The organism is Mycobacterium parmense (assembly GCF_010730575.1).
GTDB classification, from domain to species: Bacteria; Actinomycetota; Actinomycetes; order Mycobacteriales; family Mycobacteriaceae; genus Mycobacterium; species Mycobacterium parmense.
In genome coordinates this window covers 4,087,304-4,107,078 of sequence record NZ_AP022614.1, presented here as the reverse complement: position 1 = coordinate 4,107,078, position 19,775 = coordinate 4,087,304, and the positions used below count along the sequence as shown (strand labels likewise).

General features: G+C 68.4%; 16 protein-coding genes. 10 read left to right on the top strand and 6 right to left on the bottom strand.

All coding sequences use genetic code 11. The features are described 5' to 3' along the window. Window positions 1–40 precede the first annotated feature (40 nt). The 3 genes from G6N48_RS18945 to G6N48_RS18935 all read right to left on the bottom strand — a co-directional run bounded on the left by G6N48_RS18945 (window position 41) and on the right by G6N48_RS18935 (window position 3,812). Window positions 41–1,225, bottom strand: a complete 1,185-nt coding sequence (locus G6N48_RS18945; RefSeq protein WP_085268663.1) for a sulfotransferase family protein — start codon at window positions 1,223–1,225, stop codon at window positions 41–43. Further along, entirely contained in the window at window positions 1,222–2,247 is a 1,026-nt protein-coding gene (locus G6N48_RS18940) for a DUF1214 domain-containing protein (RefSeq protein ID WP_085268664.1), read from the bottom strand. The genes G6N48_RS18945 and G6N48_RS18940 overlap by 4 nt, the downstream gene beginning before the upstream one ends. Window positions 2,248–2,405: 158 nt before the next feature. Next, window positions 2,406–3,812 (bottom strand): acetamidase/formamidase family protein, encoded by a 1,407-nt coding sequence (locus tag G6N48_RS18935; RefSeq protein WP_232066657.1) that lies wholly within the window; start codon window positions 3,810–3,812, stop codon window positions 2,406–2,408. Window positions 3,813–4,145: 333 nt separating this feature from the next. Here G6N48_RS18935 and G6N48_RS18930 point away from each other — a divergent pair, with 333 nt between their 5' ends. After that, window positions 4,146–6,086, top strand: coding sequence for a pyruvate kinase (locus G6N48_RS18930; protein ID WP_232066656.1), 1,941 nt, complete (start codon window positions 4,146–4,148; stop codon window positions 6,084–6,086). On the opposite strand, the gene G6N48_RS18925 is transcribed toward G6N48_RS18930, so the two are convergent. Further along, the gene (locus G6N48_RS18925) at window positions 6,012–6,611 is read right to left on the bottom strand and encodes a TetR/AcrR family transcriptional regulator (RefSeq protein WP_085268503.1); all 600 of its coding nucleotides are present in this window, start codon (window positions 6,609–6,611) and stop codon (window positions 6,012–6,014) included. The genes G6N48_RS18930 and G6N48_RS18925 overlap by 75 nt on opposite strands. A 166-nt stretch (window positions 6,612–6,777) precedes the next feature. Here G6N48_RS18925 and G6N48_RS18920 point away from each other — a divergent pair, with 166 nt between their 5' ends. The 3 genes from G6N48_RS18920 to G6N48_RS18910 are packed head-to-tail and all read left to right on the top strand — an operon-like array spanning window position 6,778 to window position 10,644. After that, entirely contained in the window at window positions 6,778–9,003 is a 2,226-nt protein-coding gene (locus G6N48_RS18920) for an acyl-CoA dehydrogenase (RefSeq protein ID WP_085268666.1), read from the top strand. Window positions 9,004–9,012: 9 nt separating this feature from the next. Continuing rightward, window positions 9,013–10,221 carry a thiolase family protein gene (locus G6N48_RS18915; RefSeq protein WP_085268504.1) on the top strand — a complete coding sequence of 403 codons (1,209 nt, stop codon included), beginning with the start codon at window positions 9,013–9,015 and terminating at the stop codon, window positions 10,219–10,221. Window positions 10,222–10,227: 6 nt separating this feature from the next. Beyond that, a complete protein-coding gene (locus tag G6N48_RS18910) occupies window positions 10,228–10,644 on the top strand; it encodes a Zn-ribbon domain-containing OB-fold protein (protein ID WP_085268505.1) in 417 nt (138 codons plus the stop codon). Window positions 10,645–10,669: 25 nt separating this feature from the next. Here the strand turns inward: G6N48_RS18910 and G6N48_RS18905 are convergent, their stop codons facing one another. After that, the gene (locus G6N48_RS18905; protein ID WP_085268506.1) at window positions 10,670–11,653 is read right to left on the bottom strand and encodes a LacI family DNA-binding transcriptional regulator; all 984 of its coding nucleotides are present in this window, start codon (window positions 11,651–11,653) and stop codon (window positions 10,670–10,672) included. A 269-nt stretch (window positions 11,654–11,922) separates the two neighbouring features. On the opposite strand from G6N48_RS18905, the gene G6N48_RS18900 reads away from it, so the two are divergent. From G6N48_RS18900 to G6N48_RS18875, 6 genes are read left to right on the top strand one after another with little or no spacing between them, the layout of a single operon-like run. Beyond that, the gene (locus tag G6N48_RS18900) at window positions 11,923–13,272 is read left to right on the top strand and encodes an amidohydrolase family protein (RefSeq protein ID WP_085268507.1); all 1,350 of its coding nucleotides are present in this window, start codon (window positions 11,923–11,925) and stop codon (window positions 13,270–13,272) included. Between the two features lie 2 nt (window positions 13,273–13,274). Next, entirely contained in the window at window positions 13,275–15,608 is a 2,334-nt protein-coding gene (locus G6N48_RS18895) for a CaiB/BaiF CoA-transferase family protein (protein ID WP_085268508.1), read from the top strand. Between the two features lies 1 nt (window position 15,609). After that, entirely contained in the window at window positions 15,610–15,939 is a 330-nt protein-coding gene (locus tag G6N48_RS18890) for a hypothetical protein (RefSeq protein ID WP_085268509.1), read from the top strand. Then, a complete protein-coding gene (locus G6N48_RS18885; protein WP_085268510.1) occupies window positions 15,929–17,089 on the top strand; it encodes a thiolase family protein in 1,161 nt (386 codons plus the stop codon). Before G6N48_RS18890 ends, G6N48_RS18885 begins: the two co-directional genes overlap by 11 nt. Next, window positions 17,086–17,508, top strand: a complete 423-nt coding sequence (locus G6N48_RS18880; protein WP_085268511.1) for a Zn-ribbon domain-containing OB-fold protein — start codon at window positions 17,086–17,088, stop codon at window positions 17,506–17,508. Before G6N48_RS18885 ends, G6N48_RS18880 begins: the two co-directional genes overlap by 4 nt. A gap of 7 nt (window positions 17,509–17,515) precedes the next feature. Continuing rightward, complete coding sequence (locus G6N48_RS18875; protein ID WP_085268512.1) at window positions 17,516–18,172, top strand: PadR family transcriptional regulator; 657 nt, start codon at window positions 17,516–17,518, stop codon at window positions 18,170–18,172. Here the strand turns inward: G6N48_RS18875 and fadD1 are convergent. Then, complete coding sequence (gene fadD1 / locus G6N48_RS18870; protein WP_085268513.1) at window positions 18,117–19,760, bottom strand: fatty-acid--CoA ligase FadD1; 1,644 nt, start codon at window positions 19,758–19,760, stop codon at window positions 18,117–18,119. The genes G6N48_RS18875 and fadD1 overlap by 56 nt on opposite strands. Window positions 19,761–19,775: the final 15 nt, after the last annotated feature.

The window sequence follows — 19,775 nt, the reverse complement described above, 5'->3', positions numbered from 1 at the left end:
CCGCTCCTTCGGCGTTGAGACCCATGAGCAATACGACGGCTCAGCGCAACTGCTCGGTCGGCACCGAGTAGCGCTCTTGGTAGGCGCGCACCCGCTCGCGGACCTCGCCGGCGTCCAGGCCGGTGTCCGACCAGGTGTACCGGCCCCGGCCACCGTCTCCCGGGTGAGCCGTCAGGAAGTCGCGCATCCGTTGTGCCGCAACGGGACTCAAATCCCGGCCCAGGCGCTGGTAGATGTCGTTGATCGTGCTCCACGGGTCGTTCATGAAATCGGTGTACTGCACGTCGATCACCCGTCCCGCCGGCACGGCGCCACCGGCCCGCAGGGCCATCTCGCGCTCGAGGCCCGCGACGATCTCCTCGTAGGACTGCGCCGCGCACTCGGCGATGCTGGATTCGTCGCTGCACATGCGGCGCAGGTGGTGGGTCAGCGCGGCGATCGAGGAGATGACGTTCAGCGGATCGCGGTGGGTCTGCACGATCAGCGCGTCGGGATACTCGGCCAGCAGCGCGCCGAGCTGCCACAGGTGCGCGGGCGACTTGAGCAGCCGCTGGCCCGAAACACCGGATTGCAAGTGCTGCAGGAAGATCCGATGGTAGCGGTAGGCGGGGGCATGGTCCGCCTCGTAGAGCAGCCACCGGTAGTAACTCGGCAGCCGGTACTGCACCGAGAAGATCATGCTGGTGAACGCCCCGGCCGTGATGCGCACGCACTCCTGCCCGACCAGCGCGCCCATCGGATGGAAGGCCAGGAAGCCGGGCATGATCTGCTCGGAGAGCTCGATGCCGGCCTGTGTCTGCGCGATGCGGGGATCGTCATGGTAGGACACGGGTTTCGGTACGGGGCAGGGCGCGTCCACCTCCCATGTCAGCGGCGCGCGCAGTTCGGGGTCCTGGGCGAGCAGGTCATAGAGGATCGTCGTTGCGGTGCGGGGCTGGCCGACGATGAAGATCGGCTGACGGATCGACTCGTCGGCCACCTCGGGATGTTGCCTGCGCCAGGCGACGACGTCCAGCCGGTTCTTCAGGGCGCGCATGAGGTCGAGGTGCGCGATCTCGACACCGATGTCCGACAGGCGCGCGTCGTTGATGAGGCCGTCGGTCACGCGCTGCAGCGCAGCCTGCCAGCCGGCCAGGCCCAGCCCGTCGCCGAAGTCGTCGCTTCCGGTCTCTTCGCAGGCGGCGGCGAGCAGCCGCTGGGGATCGAACCGCTGCTGCAGCGTCACGTCGGCTCCTCGCGTCGGCACACCGACACCGTCACGTCCGGCGGGGCGGGATTGTCCAGCCAGCGCAGCACGACGAACCCGCGATGCCGACCGCCCGTGTCGAGCCAATGCCCGACCCCGAAGTCGCTGGCCGAGATGGCGATTCGCACGCGCCCGTCCGCATCGGGCTGGATTCCGCGATTGGTCACCGAGCTGTGCCGGTGGCGCGGCTCGAGGCATTCGTGCCAGATGCTCTCCAGCGTGACGTTCCAGTACCGCGTGTCGGGGGGCGTGATCTCGAGGATCAGCGCCTGGTCCGGGTCGAGCCGGAAGGTACCCATCATGTACAGGTTGTCGGGGGTCGTGTCCGCGGCGCCCAGATCCGCGGCCTGTGCTGTCACCAGCGTGTTGGGACTGTCGAGCAACTCCGGCTTGATGGTGCGGTGCAGCGTGGCCAGCTTCATCAGTGACCACGCCATCGCGGTGAACTGGTCGGCGAGCCCGGCGTCGGTCGGAGGTGTGAGCGGGTCGGGGTCCAGGGCCTCGATGCGCAGCGCGGCCAACTCCTCGGCGGCACGATCTCCGACGTACTCGCGGATCACCACCGCCGACGCGTCCGCCGGGACCTGAACCCACTGCGCGCCGGCGAGTTCCGGCGGCTCGTCGGGCGACAGCACGAGTGCGAACTCACCCGATCGCAGCTCGAGGTCGACGTCGCTGACGTAATTGGACATCCGCCGCGGCGTCAGGCCGGTGCCCGCGAGCACCTGAAGCCCGAGGTAGGCGCTGGTGCCACGCGAACCGCTGATCCGGTATCGCCGGTCGCCGCGGATCATCGCCAGGTAATAGTTCCCGTCGGGGTTGGGGCCGCCGACCATCCGGTGCTGCGAGCACATGTCGAAGATGGATGGCCGGTTGGGGTCGGCCTCGACGGACATCTGTGCGCACAGCGAGGACACCCGCGCGATGAGCCGGAGCCCTTCCAGGAGTTCCCGTTCGGTTTCGGCGTCTTCGCTCACGACATTGGTGACGTCGGAGAGCATCTGCTGAAAGAACCGCCAAGCGGCGCGCGCGTCCGGGGCGAGTTGGTCCGGCGGCGTCGCCGCGGTGCCGGACGCCGGGTTCGCAGTCACAGTGTCATGCATAGACGATCAGTGACGTCGCCAGCGCCCGTTCCGCGGAATTGGAGCGGCCGGGACAGCTAACTGGGGTTCGTCACCGCGGGTCGGGTCTGGGTGAAATGCGATTTGGCGATCCGTCCATGAACCCCGACGGTCCGGTCGACCACTTGGGAGACGGAGAAGTCCGCCGCGGCGGCCAGGTAGGCGTATGCGGTGGCGCGGTCCATGCCCTTGTCGAATTCGAGGAAGTCCAGGGCATTGACCACCGCGCGGCGCATTGCCACGTTGAGGTCGGTGATCTGCCCGTTGACGCTGCCGTCGGGATCGGACAGCCCGATCGGCACCCACAGGTCGGCGCTTTCGGCGAAGGGGTACCGGTAGGCCACCGACGGCGCGTCACCCGACTTCGGCTTGCACACCGTGAGCCGGAACGTTCCCCGAAGGGACCCCTCCAGCGCGGTGAGCGCAACTTCACCGTCGCCCATCGCCAGGTGGGGGTCGCCGGCGTAGAACAGCGCGCCTTCGGCAAACACGGGAAGGTACAGGGTGGAGCCCACCCCGAGGAGCTTGATGTCGATGTTGCCCCCGCCAAGGGTCGGCGGGATCGAGTTGGAGCTCGGCGCGGTCAGCGACGAGTCCTGCGAGAACGCGACACCCATGATTCCCATGAAGGGATTGAGCGGGAACCGAACGGAGGTGTCGCGGTAGCGCATGACACCGAGGCCGTCCTCGACGGTGGTGAAGGTGGAGACGTTGCCGTACTTGGTCGGATCGGCGTTGGGCCGCCCGTCTTGGCCCACCGGCGGCATGACCTCGTCGATGCTTATCCCCGCCGGCGCGCCTCCGTCGGCGGTCCTCGCCAACGCACCCTTGCCATGCCGGTTCGAGACGACGCCGTAGGCGACCCGGGGCGTGGCCTGCAGTGTCTCGATCTTGAGGACGTCCCCGGGCTGCGCGCCCTCGACGAACACGGGCCCGGTGACGACGTGGGGACCGTCCTTATCGAAATCCCTTGTGGTGCGCCGATATTCCGATGCGATGGCGACTGCGTCGTCAAGGACATCCGCGCGGGCCACACCCTTTGACCCGAAGTACGCGACGGGGTCACGTCCCTGGTCCTCGAGGATGCCCTCGTGAGAGACGGCGTCGACGGTGATCGTCTCGCCCGATCTCATCCGAAGCACTGCCGCCGCATGGACGTTGGGAACGTATCCCCAGAGCACCTGGTCGGGCGCGGACGCCAGATAGTGGTTGCCTTCGACGGCGCCCCGGCCCGGTTGCAGCACACCGACGTCACCTCGAGGTGCGGCCGCCGAGCCGTTCTTGACACATCCGGCCGTGAACCCTGCCACCCCCGCGCCGGCGCCGAGCGCGGCGATGGCCCTGACGAAACCGCGTCGCCCCAACCCCTCGACCAGGGTGTCGCGTGCAATCCGCGCAGACCCTTCGTCCGTCGGCGGCACGTCCGGATCACGGTGAACAACCACCCCCGGATCTTTTCACCGGTTCTCCATCCAGGTCCAATTCGAATTCGTGATGAGCGTCATTTGTCTTAATGATGTTGTCGCGCAAAGGCGTCTGAGCGCCGGCGACATGGCGGCGACCGCCCCCGCCATTCTTGCCGCGCCGTTAAGCGCTCGTTACAAGTTGAATCGTGCGGGGCCGCGACGATGACGCGTGCGGCGGTCGGTGCAATTTGGGGACCAACGGCCCTGCCCCGGTGCCTCCCTAACCGATAAGTTTGTGCGTGCCTTGGTGATTCACGTTAAGGCGACGTTAACACCGGGTGGCCGCCGGAGGTCACGGAGCGAGGAGTTGCGGTGCTTGGTCAGCGCACGGCCGGTGATCTGGACGGGACAGGGCGGGCCACGCCGGCACCGGTCGAGGGCGACGTCGTCCCGCGACTCAGGGGTTTACTCGAGCGGGTCGACGGCCTGCTGGCAAGCTTGCTTGAGGCGGAGGTCTCCTGGGCCGGTTGGCTATCGGAAACCGCTCCCGAACAGCGGTCGAGTGCACGAAACCTACTGCATTACTGGGCAATCCGCCAATTCGATTTGCGCGAACTGCAAGTCGGTCTTGCGGAGTTCGGACTTTCGTCCTTGGGTCGCAGCGAAGCCCATGTTCAGGCCACGCTGGCGGCGGTCCGGTCGGCCATCGCCGGCATTGTGGACGGCAACTGGCGGCCGCCTTCGCCCTCCGCGGTCCCCATCGAGCAGGGACCGAAGATCCTGCGTCAGCACACGGTCGAGCTGCTCGGCGCCCAGCCGCCACATCGGATGGCGCGCATCATGGTGACCCTGCCATCGCAGGCCGCGGCCGACGCTGAGCTGGTTTGCGAGTTGGTGCGCCGGGGGATGAACATCGCGCGGATCAACTGCGCCCACGACGATGAGCGGGCGTGGCGGGCGATGGCACAACACGTCCGGGACGCGGCCGTGGGCGCCGGTACGACGTGCCTGGTGGCAATGGACCTCGCGGGACCGAAGCTGCGCACGGGACCGCTGGAGCCGGGGCCACGCGTCGTGAAGCTGCGCCCGCAGCGGGACCCTGTGGGCCGGGTCGTCACGCCGGCACGGGCATGGTTGACATCGGTGGAGGACCCGACGAGCCCGCCGCAACCCGATATGGCGTCGATCCCGGTGCCGCTGCACTGGCTGACCAATCGCGCGGCCGGCGATGTCCTGGTGCTCCGGGACGCGCGCGGATCCAACCGTGAGCTCGTACTCGAGGCCGCCGGCACGCCCCCTGATTCGGGCGGATTCGTGTTGACCGGGCGCCAGACGACGTACCTCGAAACCGGAACCGTGTTGCGCACCGCAAGTGGCGGGCAATCCACCGAAGTCGGACTTCTTCCCGAAACGGAGCAGAGCCTGGCGTTGCGGGCCGGCGACCTTCTGCTGCTGACACGCGACAACTCACCCGCTCCGGTGGACGGTGATCAGCCGGTGCGCATCGGCTGCACGCTGCCCGAGGCGTTCGACCATGCCAAAGTCGGCGACGCGATTCACTTCGACGACGGCCGGATCGGTGGGCGCGTCGTCTCGGTCGAACGCGAAGCCCTCACCGTGCGCATCGATCACCCCGAGCAGGGGACGATTCGCCTCAAAGCGGGCAAGGGCATCAACATGCCGGATACCGACCTGCCCGTGTCGGCGCTCACCGAAGGCGATGTCACCGATTTGGCTGCTGTGGTCGAACTCGCGGACCTGGTCGACATGTCCTTCGTCCGCACCGCGTCTGATGTCGAGCGACTGCTCGACGAGCTTGGCCGACTGGGCGGCGAGGACCTGGGTATCGTGCTGAAAATCGAGACACGACAAGCCTTCGAGAACCTCCCCCAGCTCCTGCTGACAGCGATGCGCCGGCCCAGGGTCGGCGTGATGATCGCTCGTGGCGACCTGGCTGTGGAGTGTGGTTATGAACGGATGGCGGAGCTACAAGAGGAAATCCTGTGGCTGTGCGAGGCCGCGCACCTGCCGGTGATCTGGGCCACGCAGGTCCTCGAGCAACTCGCCAAGACGGGGATGCCCTCCCGCGCCGAGATAAGCGACGCGGCCATGAGCGAGCGGGCCGAGTGCGTGATGCTGAACAAAGGCCCCTACCTCAACGAGGCGGTCACCGCCCTCGACGACATCATGCGCCGAATGGCCCAGCATTACTACAAGAAGAACGCGTTGCTGCGTCCGCTACGGTCGTGGTCGGTGTCGGCGGATGAGCGCGTCGACGATGATCTGGGTGGTGAGCTCGGCCCGCCGTCGTGAATACCGTTGCGGGTCAGAAAGAATCGGGTATACGACTCCTCCGACGATGGCGTCGGCGGCCGATTCGGCGGTGGTCTCGTCGATACCGTCTGCGAGGATCCGGGTTCTTACGCTGTCGTGAAGCGGCGTACTGAAACCCGCTCGCAGCTTGACGGCCGTGTCCTCGTGTTCCATGCACGCCACGGTCAAGATTCTCAGCATCGCCGAGCCCCGGGCGGTGGTCAACGTCGTCGCGAGTTTGCGCACCCACCCCGCCAGATCGGCGGCCAGATCGCCGGTGTGGTTCACCGACGCCAGGAGCTTGTCCGCGTCCTCGAGCATGACGTCGGCGACCAGGGCCGGCCGGCTCGGCCACCAGCGATAGATGGTCTGCTTGCCGACCCCGGCCCGGGCGGCGACCGCCTCGATGGTCAAACCGTCGAATCCGCGCTCAAGAAGCAGTTCGCGGGTGGCGCTGACGATCGCGTTGCGCGACTTCTCGCTGCGACGCCGCGGCGAGCCGACCTGGCTCAGATCCGTTGGCATCCGGCTGATCCTCGATTCCGCCGCCCTGGGGCGCGCTTTACATATCCCGACCCGCACCGTAGTCTGCCACAAGACGAGACGGTCCGTCTTGTGTCAGTCGGCCGCCACCGAAGTTGGGAAGGTGTCAGTCCGTGCGGCCAACGTCAGCCACTGGTCGGCCGTGTTCATGACTCTGGGACTGAGCGCGGAGCAGCAAGAGCTCACCGACGCCGTCGGCCAGTTCGCCGCCCGCCACGCCCCGATCGCGGCCACCCGCGCGGGCTTCGATGCGCTCGCGGCCGGTGAGCTCCCGAAATGGTGGGACGAACTCGTCGGCAACGGCTTTCACGCCGTCCACCTGCCCGAAGAGCTCGGGGGGCAGGGTGGGCGATTGAGCGACGTCGCGTGTGTCCTGGAAGCGGCCGGCAAAGCGCTGTTGCCCGGACCGCTGCTGCCGACGGTCGCGGCGGGCGCCGTCGCATCGCTCGCCGCGCTCACGCACGCCGCTGAATCGTTCCTCCGCGACCTGACATCCGGAACACCGGCGGCGGTCATGCTGCCCGGCGACGGCGACTTTCACGCGCGTCGCGACGGTGACCGCTGGGTGCTGAGCGGGGTCTCGGCGACGGCCGCCGGTCTTCTCAGTGCCCACACGATCCTGACCGCGGCGCGCACGCCCGACGACGGCATGATCTGGGTGCTGGTGGACACCCAAAAGACCACCGCGACAGTCGAACCCGTGTGCGGCACCGACCTCGTCGCCGATGCCGGGGTCCTGCGGCTGAGCGACCATGGCGTGGCGGAGCCGGATGTGCTCACGGGCATCGACGCCCAGCGCGCGCACTGCGTCGTCCTCGGGCTGACCGCGAGCATGACCGCCGGGATCATCCAGTGGTGCGTCGAGGCCGTCACCGCGCACCTGCGAAGCCGTGAACAGTTCGGCAAGGTCATCGGGACCTTCCAGGCGCTGCAACACAGCGCGGCCATGCTCCTGGTGAACAGCGAGTTGGCCACTGCCGCGGCCTGGGACGCGGTGCGGGCCGCCGACGAACCGCTCGAGCAGCACCTCATCGCCGCGGCCGGCGCGGCGACGATCGCCATCTCGCCCGCGCCGGACCTTGTGCTCGACGCGTTGACGATGTTCGGTGCGATCGGCTTCACCTGGGAACACGACCTGCACCTGTACTGGCGGCGGGCTGTGAGCCTCGCCGGGTCGATCGGGCCGGCCAACCGGTGGGCCCGCCGTCTCGGCGAAGCGACCTGCCGCCAGCAGCGCGACATGGCGGTCGATCTGGGCGACGCGGAATCGGAGTTCCGGTCGTGGGTCGCCGAGACGCTGGATGCGGCAATGCAATTGCGCAACGACAAGCCCGCACCCAATGGCGACTACGAGCATCTGGCCACCGGGCCGCAGCGCTCGTTGATCGCCGAGGCCGGCTTGATGGCCCCGCACTGGCCGGCCCCTTGGGGTGTGGATGCGGGTCCCCTCAAACAGCTCATCATCGACGAGGAATTCGCCAAGCGGCCCGGGCTCGTTCGGCCCTCGCTGAACATCGCCGAATGGATTCTGCCCGCCGTGCTGGCCGCCGCTCCGAAATACCTGCAGGAGCGCCTGATCCCGGCGACGCAGCGCGGCGACATCCTGTGGTGCCAGCTGTTCAGCGAGCCGGGGGCCGGCTCAGACCTCGCCTCGCTGTCCACCCGGGCGACCAGGGTCGACGGCGGCTGGCGGATCAACGGCCACAAGATCTGGACGTCGCTGGCGCAGTACGCCGACCTGGGCGCGCTGCTGGCGCGCACCGATCCCGAGGCCGGAAAGCACCGCGGCATCGGGTATTTCATCCTCGATATGCGCTCGCCCGGGGTGGAGATCCAGCCGATCAAGACGGCGACCGGCGACGCGCACTTCAACGAGGTGTTCCTGACCGACGTCTTCGTGCCGGACGAGATGCTGCTGGGCGGTCCCACCGACGGCTGGAACCTCGCGATTGCCACCCTGGCCGAAGAGCGCTCGGCCATCAGCGGTTACGTCAAGTTCGACCGGGCCGCCGCGCTCCGCCGGATCGCGGCGCAACCCGGTCCGGACCGCGACGACGCGTTACGCGCCCTCGGCGAACTCGACGCCTACACCAACGCCATCAGGGCGCTGGGTGTGCGGGAGACCATCCGCCTGCTCGACGGGCAGGCATCCGGCCCGGCGTCGAGCATCGCCAAGGTGGCGATGAACGTGCTGCTGCGGCGGACGTTCGAGGCGACGCTGCAGCTGGCCGGGAGGTTGGCGATGGTCGCCGACTCCGACCCCGCCATCGTCGAGCCGTACCTGCACCTGCCCGCCGAACTGATCGGTGGCGGAACCCGAGAGATCCAGCTGAACATCATCGCGCAGATGATTCTGGGCTTACCCCGAAAATAAGGACACGGCATGGGATTACGTGGCGAGGCCGCGATCGTCGGGTACGTCGAGCTACCACCGGAACGCTTGACCAAGGCCTCGCCCGCACCGTTCGCCATCGAGCAGTGGGCCGAACTCGGCGCCGCAGCCACCGACGATGCGGGACTGCCGTTCGAGGTCGTCGACGGCATCGTGGCGTCGCACCTGGCCGAGTCGCAGATCTTCGTGCCTTCGACCATCGCGGAATATCTGGGTGTCGCGGCGCGGTTCGCCGAACTCGTGGACCTCGGCGGGGCCAGCGCCGCGGCGATGGTCTGGCGCGCTGCCGCGGCGATCGAACTCGGCATCTGCGAAGCCGTCCTGTGCGCGCTGCCCGCCCGCTACGTCACGCCCTCCTCTCCGAAGCGGCCCAGGCCGCTGGTGGACGCGATGTTCTTCGGATCGTCCAGTAACCAATACGGCTCACCTCAGGCCGAATTCGAGATCCCCTACGGCAATCTGGGACAGAACGGTCCGTACGGCCAGGTGGCGCAGCGCTACGCGGCGGTTTACGGCTACGACGAGCGCGCGATGGCCAAGATCGTCGTCGACCAGCGGGTCAACGCCAATCACACAGAGGGCGCGATCTGGAAGGACAAGGCGGTCACCGTCGACGACGTGCTGGCCAGCCCGGTGATCGCCGACCCGCTGCACATGCTGGAGATCGTCATGCCCTGCGTCGGGGGCGCCGCCGTCGTCGTCGCCAACGCGGACATCGCCAAGCGTACCCGCAACCGTCCGGTGTGGATCAAGGGGTTCGGCGAGCACGTGCCGTTCAAAACCCCGACATACGCCGAGGACCTGCTGCACACCCCGATGGCTGCGGCGGCGGACACCGCCTTCACGATGACGGGACTCGGCCGTGAGCAGATGGACATGGTGTCGATCTACGACTGCTACACGATCACCGTGCTGCTGTCGCTGGAGGACGCCGGTTTCTGCGGGAAGGGCAAGGGCATGGAGTTCGTCGCCGGCCACGACCTGACCTTCCGCGGCGACTTCCCGCTCAACACCGCCGGCGGGCAACTGGGCTTCGGCCAGGCGGGCCTGGCGGGCGGAATGCACCACGTGTGCGACGCCACCCGCCAGATCATGGGCCGGGCGGGCGCGGCCCAGGTCGCCGACTGCCATCGGGCGTTCGTGTCCGGAAACGGTGGGATCCTGTCGGAGCAGACCGCGCTCGTCCTCGAGGGAGACTGATCGCACATGGCCACCTTCGAACGGCCGATGCCCGTGAAAACCCCCACCACCGCCCCGTTTTGGGACGCGCTGGCCCAGCACCGCATCGTCATCCAGTACTCGCCGTCATTGCAGGGCTATGTGTTCTACCCCCGGGTGCGTGCCCCGCGGACCCTGGCCGACGATTTGGAGTGGCGCGAGATCTCGGGCATGGGCACGCTGTACTCGTTCACGACGGCACGCAGGCCGGTATCCCAGCACTTCGCCGACGCCGTCCCGCAGCTGCTGGCCATCGTCGAGTGGGACGAGGGGCCGAGGTTCTCCACCGAGATGGTCAACGTCGAGCCCGGTGATCTGCGGGTTGGGATGCGGGTCAAGCCGGTGTTCTTCGACTACCCGGAGCACGAGGTGACGATGCTCAGGTACGAGCCGGCCGGCGGTTGAGGGCGCGGTGGGAGTTCGCGCGCGATCACGTCGATGAGCGGACGATCAGGCGGGCGATGTCGGTCGGCGCCGGAGAGGGCGGAGCCGTGAGCCCCAGCCGCTCGAAGACGGCGGCGATGGCGGCGTCGGCGACCGCGTCCGGGTCGAACTCGACGGTGGTCAGCGGCGGCGTGCTGACCATTCCCATGGGGCTGGCGTCGACGCCGATGACGGCGAGGTCGGCGGGGCAGACCAGCCCTGCCCTGTGGATGCCGTACAGGAGGAGGCAGGCGATCTCGTCGCTCTGGGCGCACACGGCGGTGACGCCGTCACGTGCCCAGGCGGCCACCACGTCGGCGGCGGTGTCCAGTGTCACCGAGCCGACCCGCACGGGCGGGAGGCCGCGCGTGCGGGCCGCGCGGGAGACACCCTCGAACCAGTAGTCGCCCAGGGCGCGCCACCGGGCGATTCCGGTGTAGGCGAACGCGATTCGCCGATGACCGCGCGACACGAGGTGGTCGACCCGCATCTCGCCGACCGACAGATGCGGATCGCCGAGCGCGGGCAGCGTGCCGATCTCGATGAGCGGCGCGCCCGCCTGCTGCACCGCGTGCAAGGCGGCACCGTGCAGGGGGAAGAGGCTGGTGACCGCGACGGGATCGAGGCTCTCGATCGCATCGACCACGTGCTTGTCGTCCTCGGTTTCGAAGATCTGCACCTGCAGCAGCCCCTGCCTTGCGAATGCTGTGGTCATGCGGCTGCCGGCCTGCATCGGCATCTCACCGACCGCGACGCGCGGCACGACGTACAAGACCACGCCGCTCTTGCCGCGCGCGAGGTTGCGGGCGGCAAGGTTCGGCCGATAGCCCAGCAGCTTCGCGGCGCGGTACACGGCGTCGCGGGTTTCGGGTGAGATTCTGCGGCCCTCCGCGTTGTTGAGCACGTAACTGACGGTCGCGGTGGACACGCTGGCCAATCGGGCGACGTCGGCGGTGGTGGGGCGCGCGGCCTTGCTGGTGCTCAACGGCATCGCCTTCCTGGCCCGGGCATGCCTCATGGTGGCACGCGACCACCGTGGGCGCCATGACCGCCGGGACCCCGGGGACGGACTAATAGTCGTTGCGCGGAGCCCAGCGGGATTCGGGGGCAACGCGGTCGCGCCGGGCGCGCATGTGTTGCACACCAACCGCTTTACGGTTCAGCAGCGCTCCACACGGCCCGCACGGGCCGGCGCGTGCCGTTGACACTGTGACTGATGCCATTGTCTACTAGTCGGCACCGGCACGCTAGGAGCGCGGCATGAACAAAGACGACCTGATCCTGATCAGCGTGGACGATCACATCGCCGAGCCCGCCGACATGTTCGAATCGCATGTGCCCGCCAGGTTCAAGGACCGCGCCCCGCGGGTCGTGCTCGAGCCCGACGGTATCCAGCAGTGGTACTACGGCGATGTCCGCGGGCGGAACATGGGCCTCAATGCCGTCGCGGGCAAGCCCCGCGAGATGTACAACATCGACGCCTCGCGCTACGACGAGATGCGCCCGGGCTGCTTCAACGTCGACGAGCGGGTCCGCGACATGAATGCGGGAGGCCAGCTGGCCGGCCTGAACTTCCCGAACTTCACCGGCTTTTCCGGCCAGGTCCTCAACCAGGGGCCCGACCGTGACGTCAACCTGGTGATGATCAAGGCCTACAACGACTGGCACGTCGACGAGTGGTGCGCGGCGCACCCCGGGCGATTCATCCCGTGTGGCATCCTGCCGCTGTTCGACGTCGCAGAGGCGGCAAGGGAGGTCAAACGGCTCGCGGACAAGGGTTGTCACGCCGTGACGTTCTCGGAGAACCCCGAGGCGCTGCAGATGCCGAGCATCCACACCAAGTATTGGTACCCACTGTTCGAGGCCGCGTGCGAGAGCAGAACCGTGTTGTGCACCCACGTCGGCTCGGCGTCCCGCTCTCCCCAGGTGTCGACGGACGCCCCGCCCAGCGTGCAGATGACCGCGTCGTCGATGATGAGCATGTTCACCTTCACCGAGCTGATTTGGGCCGAGTTCTGGGGCGACTTCCCGGAACTGAAGTTTTCGCTCACCGAGGGTGACGTCGGTTGGATGCCGTACTTTCTGTGGCGGGCCGAGCACGTCTTCAACCGTCACGCAGGCTGGACGCTGGCCACCTTCCCGCCCGGCTACGACGGACCGTCCGACGTGTTCAAACGGCACTTCTACACCTGTTTCATCAGCGACAAGGTCGGCGTGCGCAACATGGACTGGTTCAACGAGGACATGCTGTGCTGGGAGTCCGACTTCCCGCATTCCGACAGCAACTGGCCGTTCGCGCCCGAGGACGTCGTGGAGACCATGGGCCACCTCGACGATGCGGTCATCAACAAGATCACCCACGAAAACGCCATGGCCGCCTACTCTTTCGATCCGTTCCGCCACGTTCCCAAGGAGCAGGCGCGGGCCGGGCAGCTGCGCCGCCAGGCCACCGACGTCGACGTCGTCACCCACGTCGGCCACCGTGCCAGCCAGCGTGACCGCGACGCCTGGACACGGATGACGCAGTTCGCCCTGCAGGCACAGGGTTCGGCGACGGTGACCGCCGAGGCCGGCGGCATCGCCGGGCGCGCCACCACCCTGGGCAATTGACCGTGAATGGTCAGGCACCGTTCGCGGGCTGGCGTGTGCTGGAGTTGTCCAACGGGATCGCGGCTTCCTACTGTGCCAAGATGTTCGCCGACGCCGGCGCCGACGTCGTGAAAGTGGAATCGGAGCAGGGTGATTCGGTGCGGACGTGGTCCGCGGGCGGCCCCCCGGGCGCGCTGTTCGGCTATCTGGCGGCGGGCAAGAGGTCGGTGGTCGACGTGGATCCCGGCGAGATCAGCGCGCTGCTCGCGGGCGCCGACCTGGTGCTCACCGACCTGACCGACGGCTGGACGCTCGACGACATCACCGCCCGCACCGGATCGTCTGCCGTCGTCGTGGCCGTGACGCCGTTCGGCACGACCGGACCTTATGTCGACGACCAGGTCGCCGCCAACGAGTTCGTCCTGCAGGCGTTGTGCGGCTCGATCGCCGGCCGCGGCTGGCCGGGCGACGAACCCGTCCAGGCGGGTGGCCGGCTGGGGGAGTGGCTGGCCGGCTCGTTTGCCGCCGCGGTCGCAGCGGCCACCGGGCGGCACGCCCTGCGCAGCGGCCGGGGCGAGGTCGTCGACGTCTCGACCTACGAGGCGATGGCGATCGGCATGGGCGGTCTGTCCGCCATGTCGGCCAGCGTGCTGGGCCCGGATTCCCTGCTGTACGGACGCAGCCTGGAGCTGCCGTCGATCGTGCCCACGGCCGACGGGATGGTGGGTTTCTGCACCATCACCGCGCAACAATTCCAGGACTTCCTGGTGATGATCGACCGCGCGGATCTGGTCGACGACGACGAACTGGCGTCGTTCGCCGGGCGGGCCCAGCGCCGCGACGAGTTCCTGGGGATGGTGACCCGGTGGACGCAAGCCCGCACCACGCAGGAGATCGTCGACATCGCGGTGGCCTTCCGCATCCCGGTGGCTCCCATCGCGACCCCGGAGATGCTGCCCAAGGTGGACCACTTCGTCGAGCGCGGCGTGTTCGTCGAGTCCCAGGCGGGGGTGCTGCAGCCCCGGGTGCCGTACCGCAGCGACGCGATCGCCACCGTGACGCCCGGGCGGCCGCCGCAACTCGGCGCCGACAACGGGCGCGTGCACTGGCCGCCGCGACCCGGCCGGCGGCCCGTCGCGGATCCCGGCGCGTTGCCGCTGTCCGACATACGGATCACCGACTTCACCGCCTTCTGGGCCGGGCCGGTCGCCACTCAACTCCTCGGCGCCCTCGGTGCCGACGTGATCAAAGTCGAGGGCGTTCGCCGGCCCGACGGCTTGCGGTTCGCCGGCGGCCGGCCCCCCTCCTGGGACCAATGGTGGGAGTGGGGGCCGGTTTTCCTGTGCAGCAACAGCAACAAGCGGGGCATCAGCGTCGATCTGGCAACCGACGCCGGGCGCGCCATCGCGCTGGAGCTCGTCGCCGCCGGCGACCTCGTCATCGAGAATTTCTCGCCGAGGGTGATGGCGAACTTCGGCCTGGAATGGGACGCCGTGAGCGAGGCGAACCCCCGCGCGATCATGGTTCGGATGCCCGCATTCGGCCTCGACGGCCCGTGGCGCGACCGCGTCGGCTTCGCGCAGACGATGGAACAGGCGACCGGAATGGCATGGATGACGGGGCACGCCGACGGGCCGCCGGTTATTCCCCGCGGTGTGTGCGATCCGATCGCCGGGCTGCACGCCGCGTTCGCCGCCGTTGCGGCACTGGTGATCCGTGACCGCAGCGGAGCCGGAATGCTTGTCGAGTCCACCATGGTCGAGGCGGCGCTGAACGTAGCGGCCGAGCTGGTCGTGGAGCACTCGCGTAATGGAATCCAACTGCGGCGCAGCGGAAACCGGGGACCCGGCGCCATCCCGCAGGGCGTCTACCCCTGTCGGGGTGACGACGAATGGGTGGCCCTCGCTGCGACGGACGAGGGGGCCCGCGCATCGCTGGCCGGCATGCTCGGCCAGCCGGAGCTCCGCGGACCGGACTGGCAAGACCGCGCCGACGAGATCGACAAGCTGATCTCCGATTGGGCCGCAAGGCATTCGGTGGACCACGCGGTCGAGACGCTGCGTGCCGCCGGAGTGGCCGCGGCGCGTGTCACGCCCGCCGCGGCGCTGCTCGACGACCCACACCTGCTCGCGCGTGGCTTCTGGGAAACCGTCGATCACCCGGTTGCCGGCTCGTTCCGCTGTACCGGAATGCCGTTCGCCTTCGCCGGCAGGCCAAGACGCTGGATCCACCGGATCCCGCCGCTGTACGGCCAGCACACCGACGAGGTGCTGACGGGCGTGCTGGGGCGGGGCGAGGCCGACCTGGCCGAGTTGCGGGAGTCGGCGACCATCAGCACCCGGCCGGCGGGCCTGTGACATGGCGGTCACCCTCTGTGTGCCGCCACGTCCCGGCGAACTGTGTGCGCCCGTGCGATTCCTGGTTCGTCACGACTCCGTGGTGATGGAACTGACTGCGCGGCACCGTATCACCGGTGTCGAATGGGACGAGGGGGAGCGCGCGGTGGCGATGGTGGTCGAGATCACCGATCCGCAGACGGCACGACCTGTGGACGTGCGGATCGACGTCCTGGAAAGGGGCCGGGCAACCGGGGAATCGCGCACCGTGACTATCGGCTCGATCACCCGCGACGGTCGCCGATACAACGTTGTCGGAACCTACCTCGGGGTCGTCGCCGATGAAAACTAGAGCAGCCATTGTCGGAGTGCACAACACCCGGCAGGGACGCCGCCTCGACGGCGAGACCTCGCGCGGGCTGGCGGTGCAGGCTATCCGGGGCGCCCTGGCCGACGCGGGCCTGGGCCTCGACGACGTGGACGGAATCAGCGCGGGACCGCTTTCCACCACCCTGATCTACGACCTGCGGATCGGGCCGGCCTGGCAGGGATGGGGTTTCGGGGTCGGCATGATCACCGAGGCAGTCACCGCCATCGAGCACGGCATGGCGGACGTGGTGGTCCTGGTCGCCGCGCAGGCCGGTGAATATCGCGATCACGAGGCCACCGCCCCGTGGACTCGGCCGGAGAACGAATTCGTCGCCCCGTGGGGCATGTTCACCGCCGCGGAGTTCGCGCTCATCGCCCGGCGCCACATGCACGTCTACGGCACGACGCGCGAACAGCTTTCCATGGTCGCGGCGACCATCCGCAACAACGGATCCCGAAACCCCGAGGCCGTGTACTACCGTCGCGGCCCCTTCACCCCCGACGACATCACCGCGTCACGTCCCATCGCCGACCCGTTTCACCTCCTCGACTGCGCCACCACCTCGGAAGGGGGATGTGCGCTGGTCGTCGCGAACGTCGCCAAGGTCGACATCGCGAGCCGACCGATCTACGTGCTGGGCAGCGGCGCGGACTTCCACGGACCCTCCTACCAGCACCCGCCCGCGTGGGACCTCGCCGGGCGACGCGACCGGCACCACCGATACGTCAATGGCGTGGTCGGCCGCCGCGCGGCCGAGCGCGCCTTCGGCCACGCCGGACTGCGGCCCGACGACGTCGACGTGCTCGAACTATACGACCCGTTCTCGTTCGAAATCATCCGGCAGCTCGAGGCTTTCGGATTCTGTGGGGACGGCGAGGGTGGCCCGTTCGTGGCCGACGGCCACATCGCCATCGACGGCAGTCACCCGATCACCACCGATGGGGGAACCATGTCGTTCAGCCACGCGGGATCAAATCCCCAGATGATGCAGCGCGCGATCCGGGCCGTTGCGCAGTTGCGGGGCCAGGCGGGTGATCTGCAGGTGCCCGACGCGCATGTCGCGTTGTGCAGCAACGGCGGAGCGGGCGCGCTGTTCACCACGCTGCTTCTCCTGGGAGACGAGCCGCGATGACCTCCGAGTTTCTCAAACCCCAGTCGGGTTCGGTGCCCCACGCCGTCGGTCCGGTCAGCATGCCCTTCTGGCAGGGGTGCCGATCGGGAGAGTTGCGCTATCAGCGGTGTGCGGCGTGCGGGCTGGCAAACTTCCCGCCCGCCGAGAATTGCCGAGAATGCCTCTCGGACGAACTGCGCTGGCAGCGCAGCGGCGGGGCCGGCGAGATCTACAGCTGGACGGTGGTTCACCGGCCGGTCACCGCGGAGTTCGAATCGCCCTACGCGCCGGCCATCATCACTTTGGACGAGGGCTACCAGATGCTGACCAACGTCGTCGGAGTGGCGCCGGAGGACCTCCGGATCGGCATGCGGGTGCGGGTGCAGTTCCACGCCGTCGGAACCGACGTCACGCTGCCGTACTTCACCGGCCAGAGCTAGGCAGCACGTGAGCCCCGCGCGCACCAGCAGCGGCTTCGACGGCCTCCCGGTGACCGCCTACCTCGTCCTCGGCGTGCTGGCGGCCAACGACGAACAGCTCACCGCCGGGGAGATCAAAGTGCGCGCCGAGCTTTCGGTTGGCCACTTCTACTGGTCGCCGTCGGTCAGCCACGTGCGCCGCGAACTGAACCGTCTGCTGGCCCGGGGGATGGTCGGCGAGATCGGGGCCCAAACAGGAAGGCGCCCGATCACCCTGTACGAGACCACCGAGGCCGGGCTGACCGCCCTGCGCCGCTGGGTGCAGCACTTCCCGGGCCACGACCAGGTCGTGATCAAGCACCCCGTCATCCTCAAGACCTGGCTCGCCCGCGGCGAGGACGCGGAGCGTGTCCTGGACACGCTGGACCGGCACCTCGAGGCGACGCGGGCGCGGCTCGACGAAGCGCTGTGGTCGCGGCAGCGGTCGCGCGATCTCGGCATCACCGACGACCCCGAACAGCGATTCCCCTTCGCCGTCCTCGACTACGCGATCCGCGGCCTGTATGCCGAGCTCTCCAACATCACGCAGCTGCGCGACGAAATCGCCGGCGGCACAACAAGAGATCCCGTCAAACGGGTGCGCCGGTCGAAGGGGCAGATTCGCCCGCGGGCACCCCGGATCTAGCCGGCGGTGCGGCGGGACGATAGGCCGTGCCCCGCGCATCGCGCTCCCACAGCGTCTCCCCGGAACCGACCGCCGTGCCCTCCGCGATCAGCTGGCGTTTGAGGACCTTGTGGGTGGCGGTGCTGGGCAGCTCGGCGGCGATGCGCACGTAACGCGGACGCGCCTTGGGTGACAGGTCGCGTTGGGCGTCCAGAAACTTCTCGAACGAGCCCGGCTCCAAGGTCTGACCCTCGTTGAGCACGACGGCGGCCATCACCTGGTCACCGACCCGGCCGTCCGGGACGGCATACACCGCCACTCGATTGATCGCCTTGTGCCGCAGCAGGATTCGCTCGATAGGAGCGGCCGCCAGATTCTCACCGTCCACCCGCATCCAGTCCGCGGTGCGACCTGCCAGGTATATCCAGCCCTGCGCGTCGCGGTAGGCGAGGTCTCCCGACCAGTACATCCCGTTCCGCATGCGTTCGGCGTTGGCGTCGGGGTCGTTGTAGTAGCCGGTGAAAAAGCCCGACCCCATCGTGTTGACCAGTTCGCCCACGGCTTCGTCGGCGTTGACCAGCGCTCCGGAGGCGTCGAAACGCGCGACCTCGCACTCGGTGACCGTGTCGCTGTTGTAGATCGCGACCCCCTCGAAGCCCTTGCCGATCGAGCCCTTGGGCGTGCCCGGCTCACGGACCACGATGATGGCGTTCTCGGTCGAGCCGAAGCCGTCCTCGACCTGAACGTTGAAGCGGCGCGAAAACTCTTCGATGTCTTTGTCGTTGGCTTCGTTCCCGAAGGCCACCCGCAACGGGTTGTCGGCGTCGTCGTCGCGTTCGGGGGTGCTCAGGATGTAGGCGAGCGGCTTGCCGACGTAGTTCATGTACGTCGCGCCGTAGCGGCGGACGTCCTCGAGGAAGCTGCTCGCGGAGAACTTCGCCGGCACCATGGCGGCGCCGGAGACCACCGCGGGGGCCCACCCGGCGACGACGGCGTTGGAGTGGAACAGCGGCATCGACACGTAGCACGTGTCCTCCCCGGTGAGCCCGAAGCGCTGCACCAGGTTCATCCCCGCGAACGTCGCCATCATGTGGGACACCTGCACCGCCTTGGGATTGCCGCTCGTTCCCGACGTGAAGATCATCATGAAGGCGTCCATGGCTGTGACCTGGCGGTGCGGGACCAGTTCACCGGCCCCGTCGATCAGTTCGGCCCACCGAGCGCTCGAGGTATCGAGAATCTGTGTCGCGCCGAGGTCCAGGTCGTCGAGCAGTGGCCGGTGCTCGGCGTCGGTCACCACGAACTGGCAGTGCGCGCGCGCGACGTCGGCGGCCAGAGCCTCTCCACGGCGGGTGGTGTTCAGGCCGCACAGCACGTAGCCGCCGAGACCCGCCGCCGCCATCTGGTTGAGCATCTCCGGGGTGTTGCCCAGCAGGGCACCGACGTGCAATGGGCGCTGCGGATCGGCGGCCGCGATGAACGCCGCGGCGCGCGCCTTGGCGTCAGCCAGATACTCGCGCCAACTCCATTGCCGCTCTTCGTATTTGACGGCGATCGTCGAGTCGGTCAGACGGCTGCCCAGCAGCGCTTGCAGCGTGTTGTCAGCCATCGGGATCCACCTTCA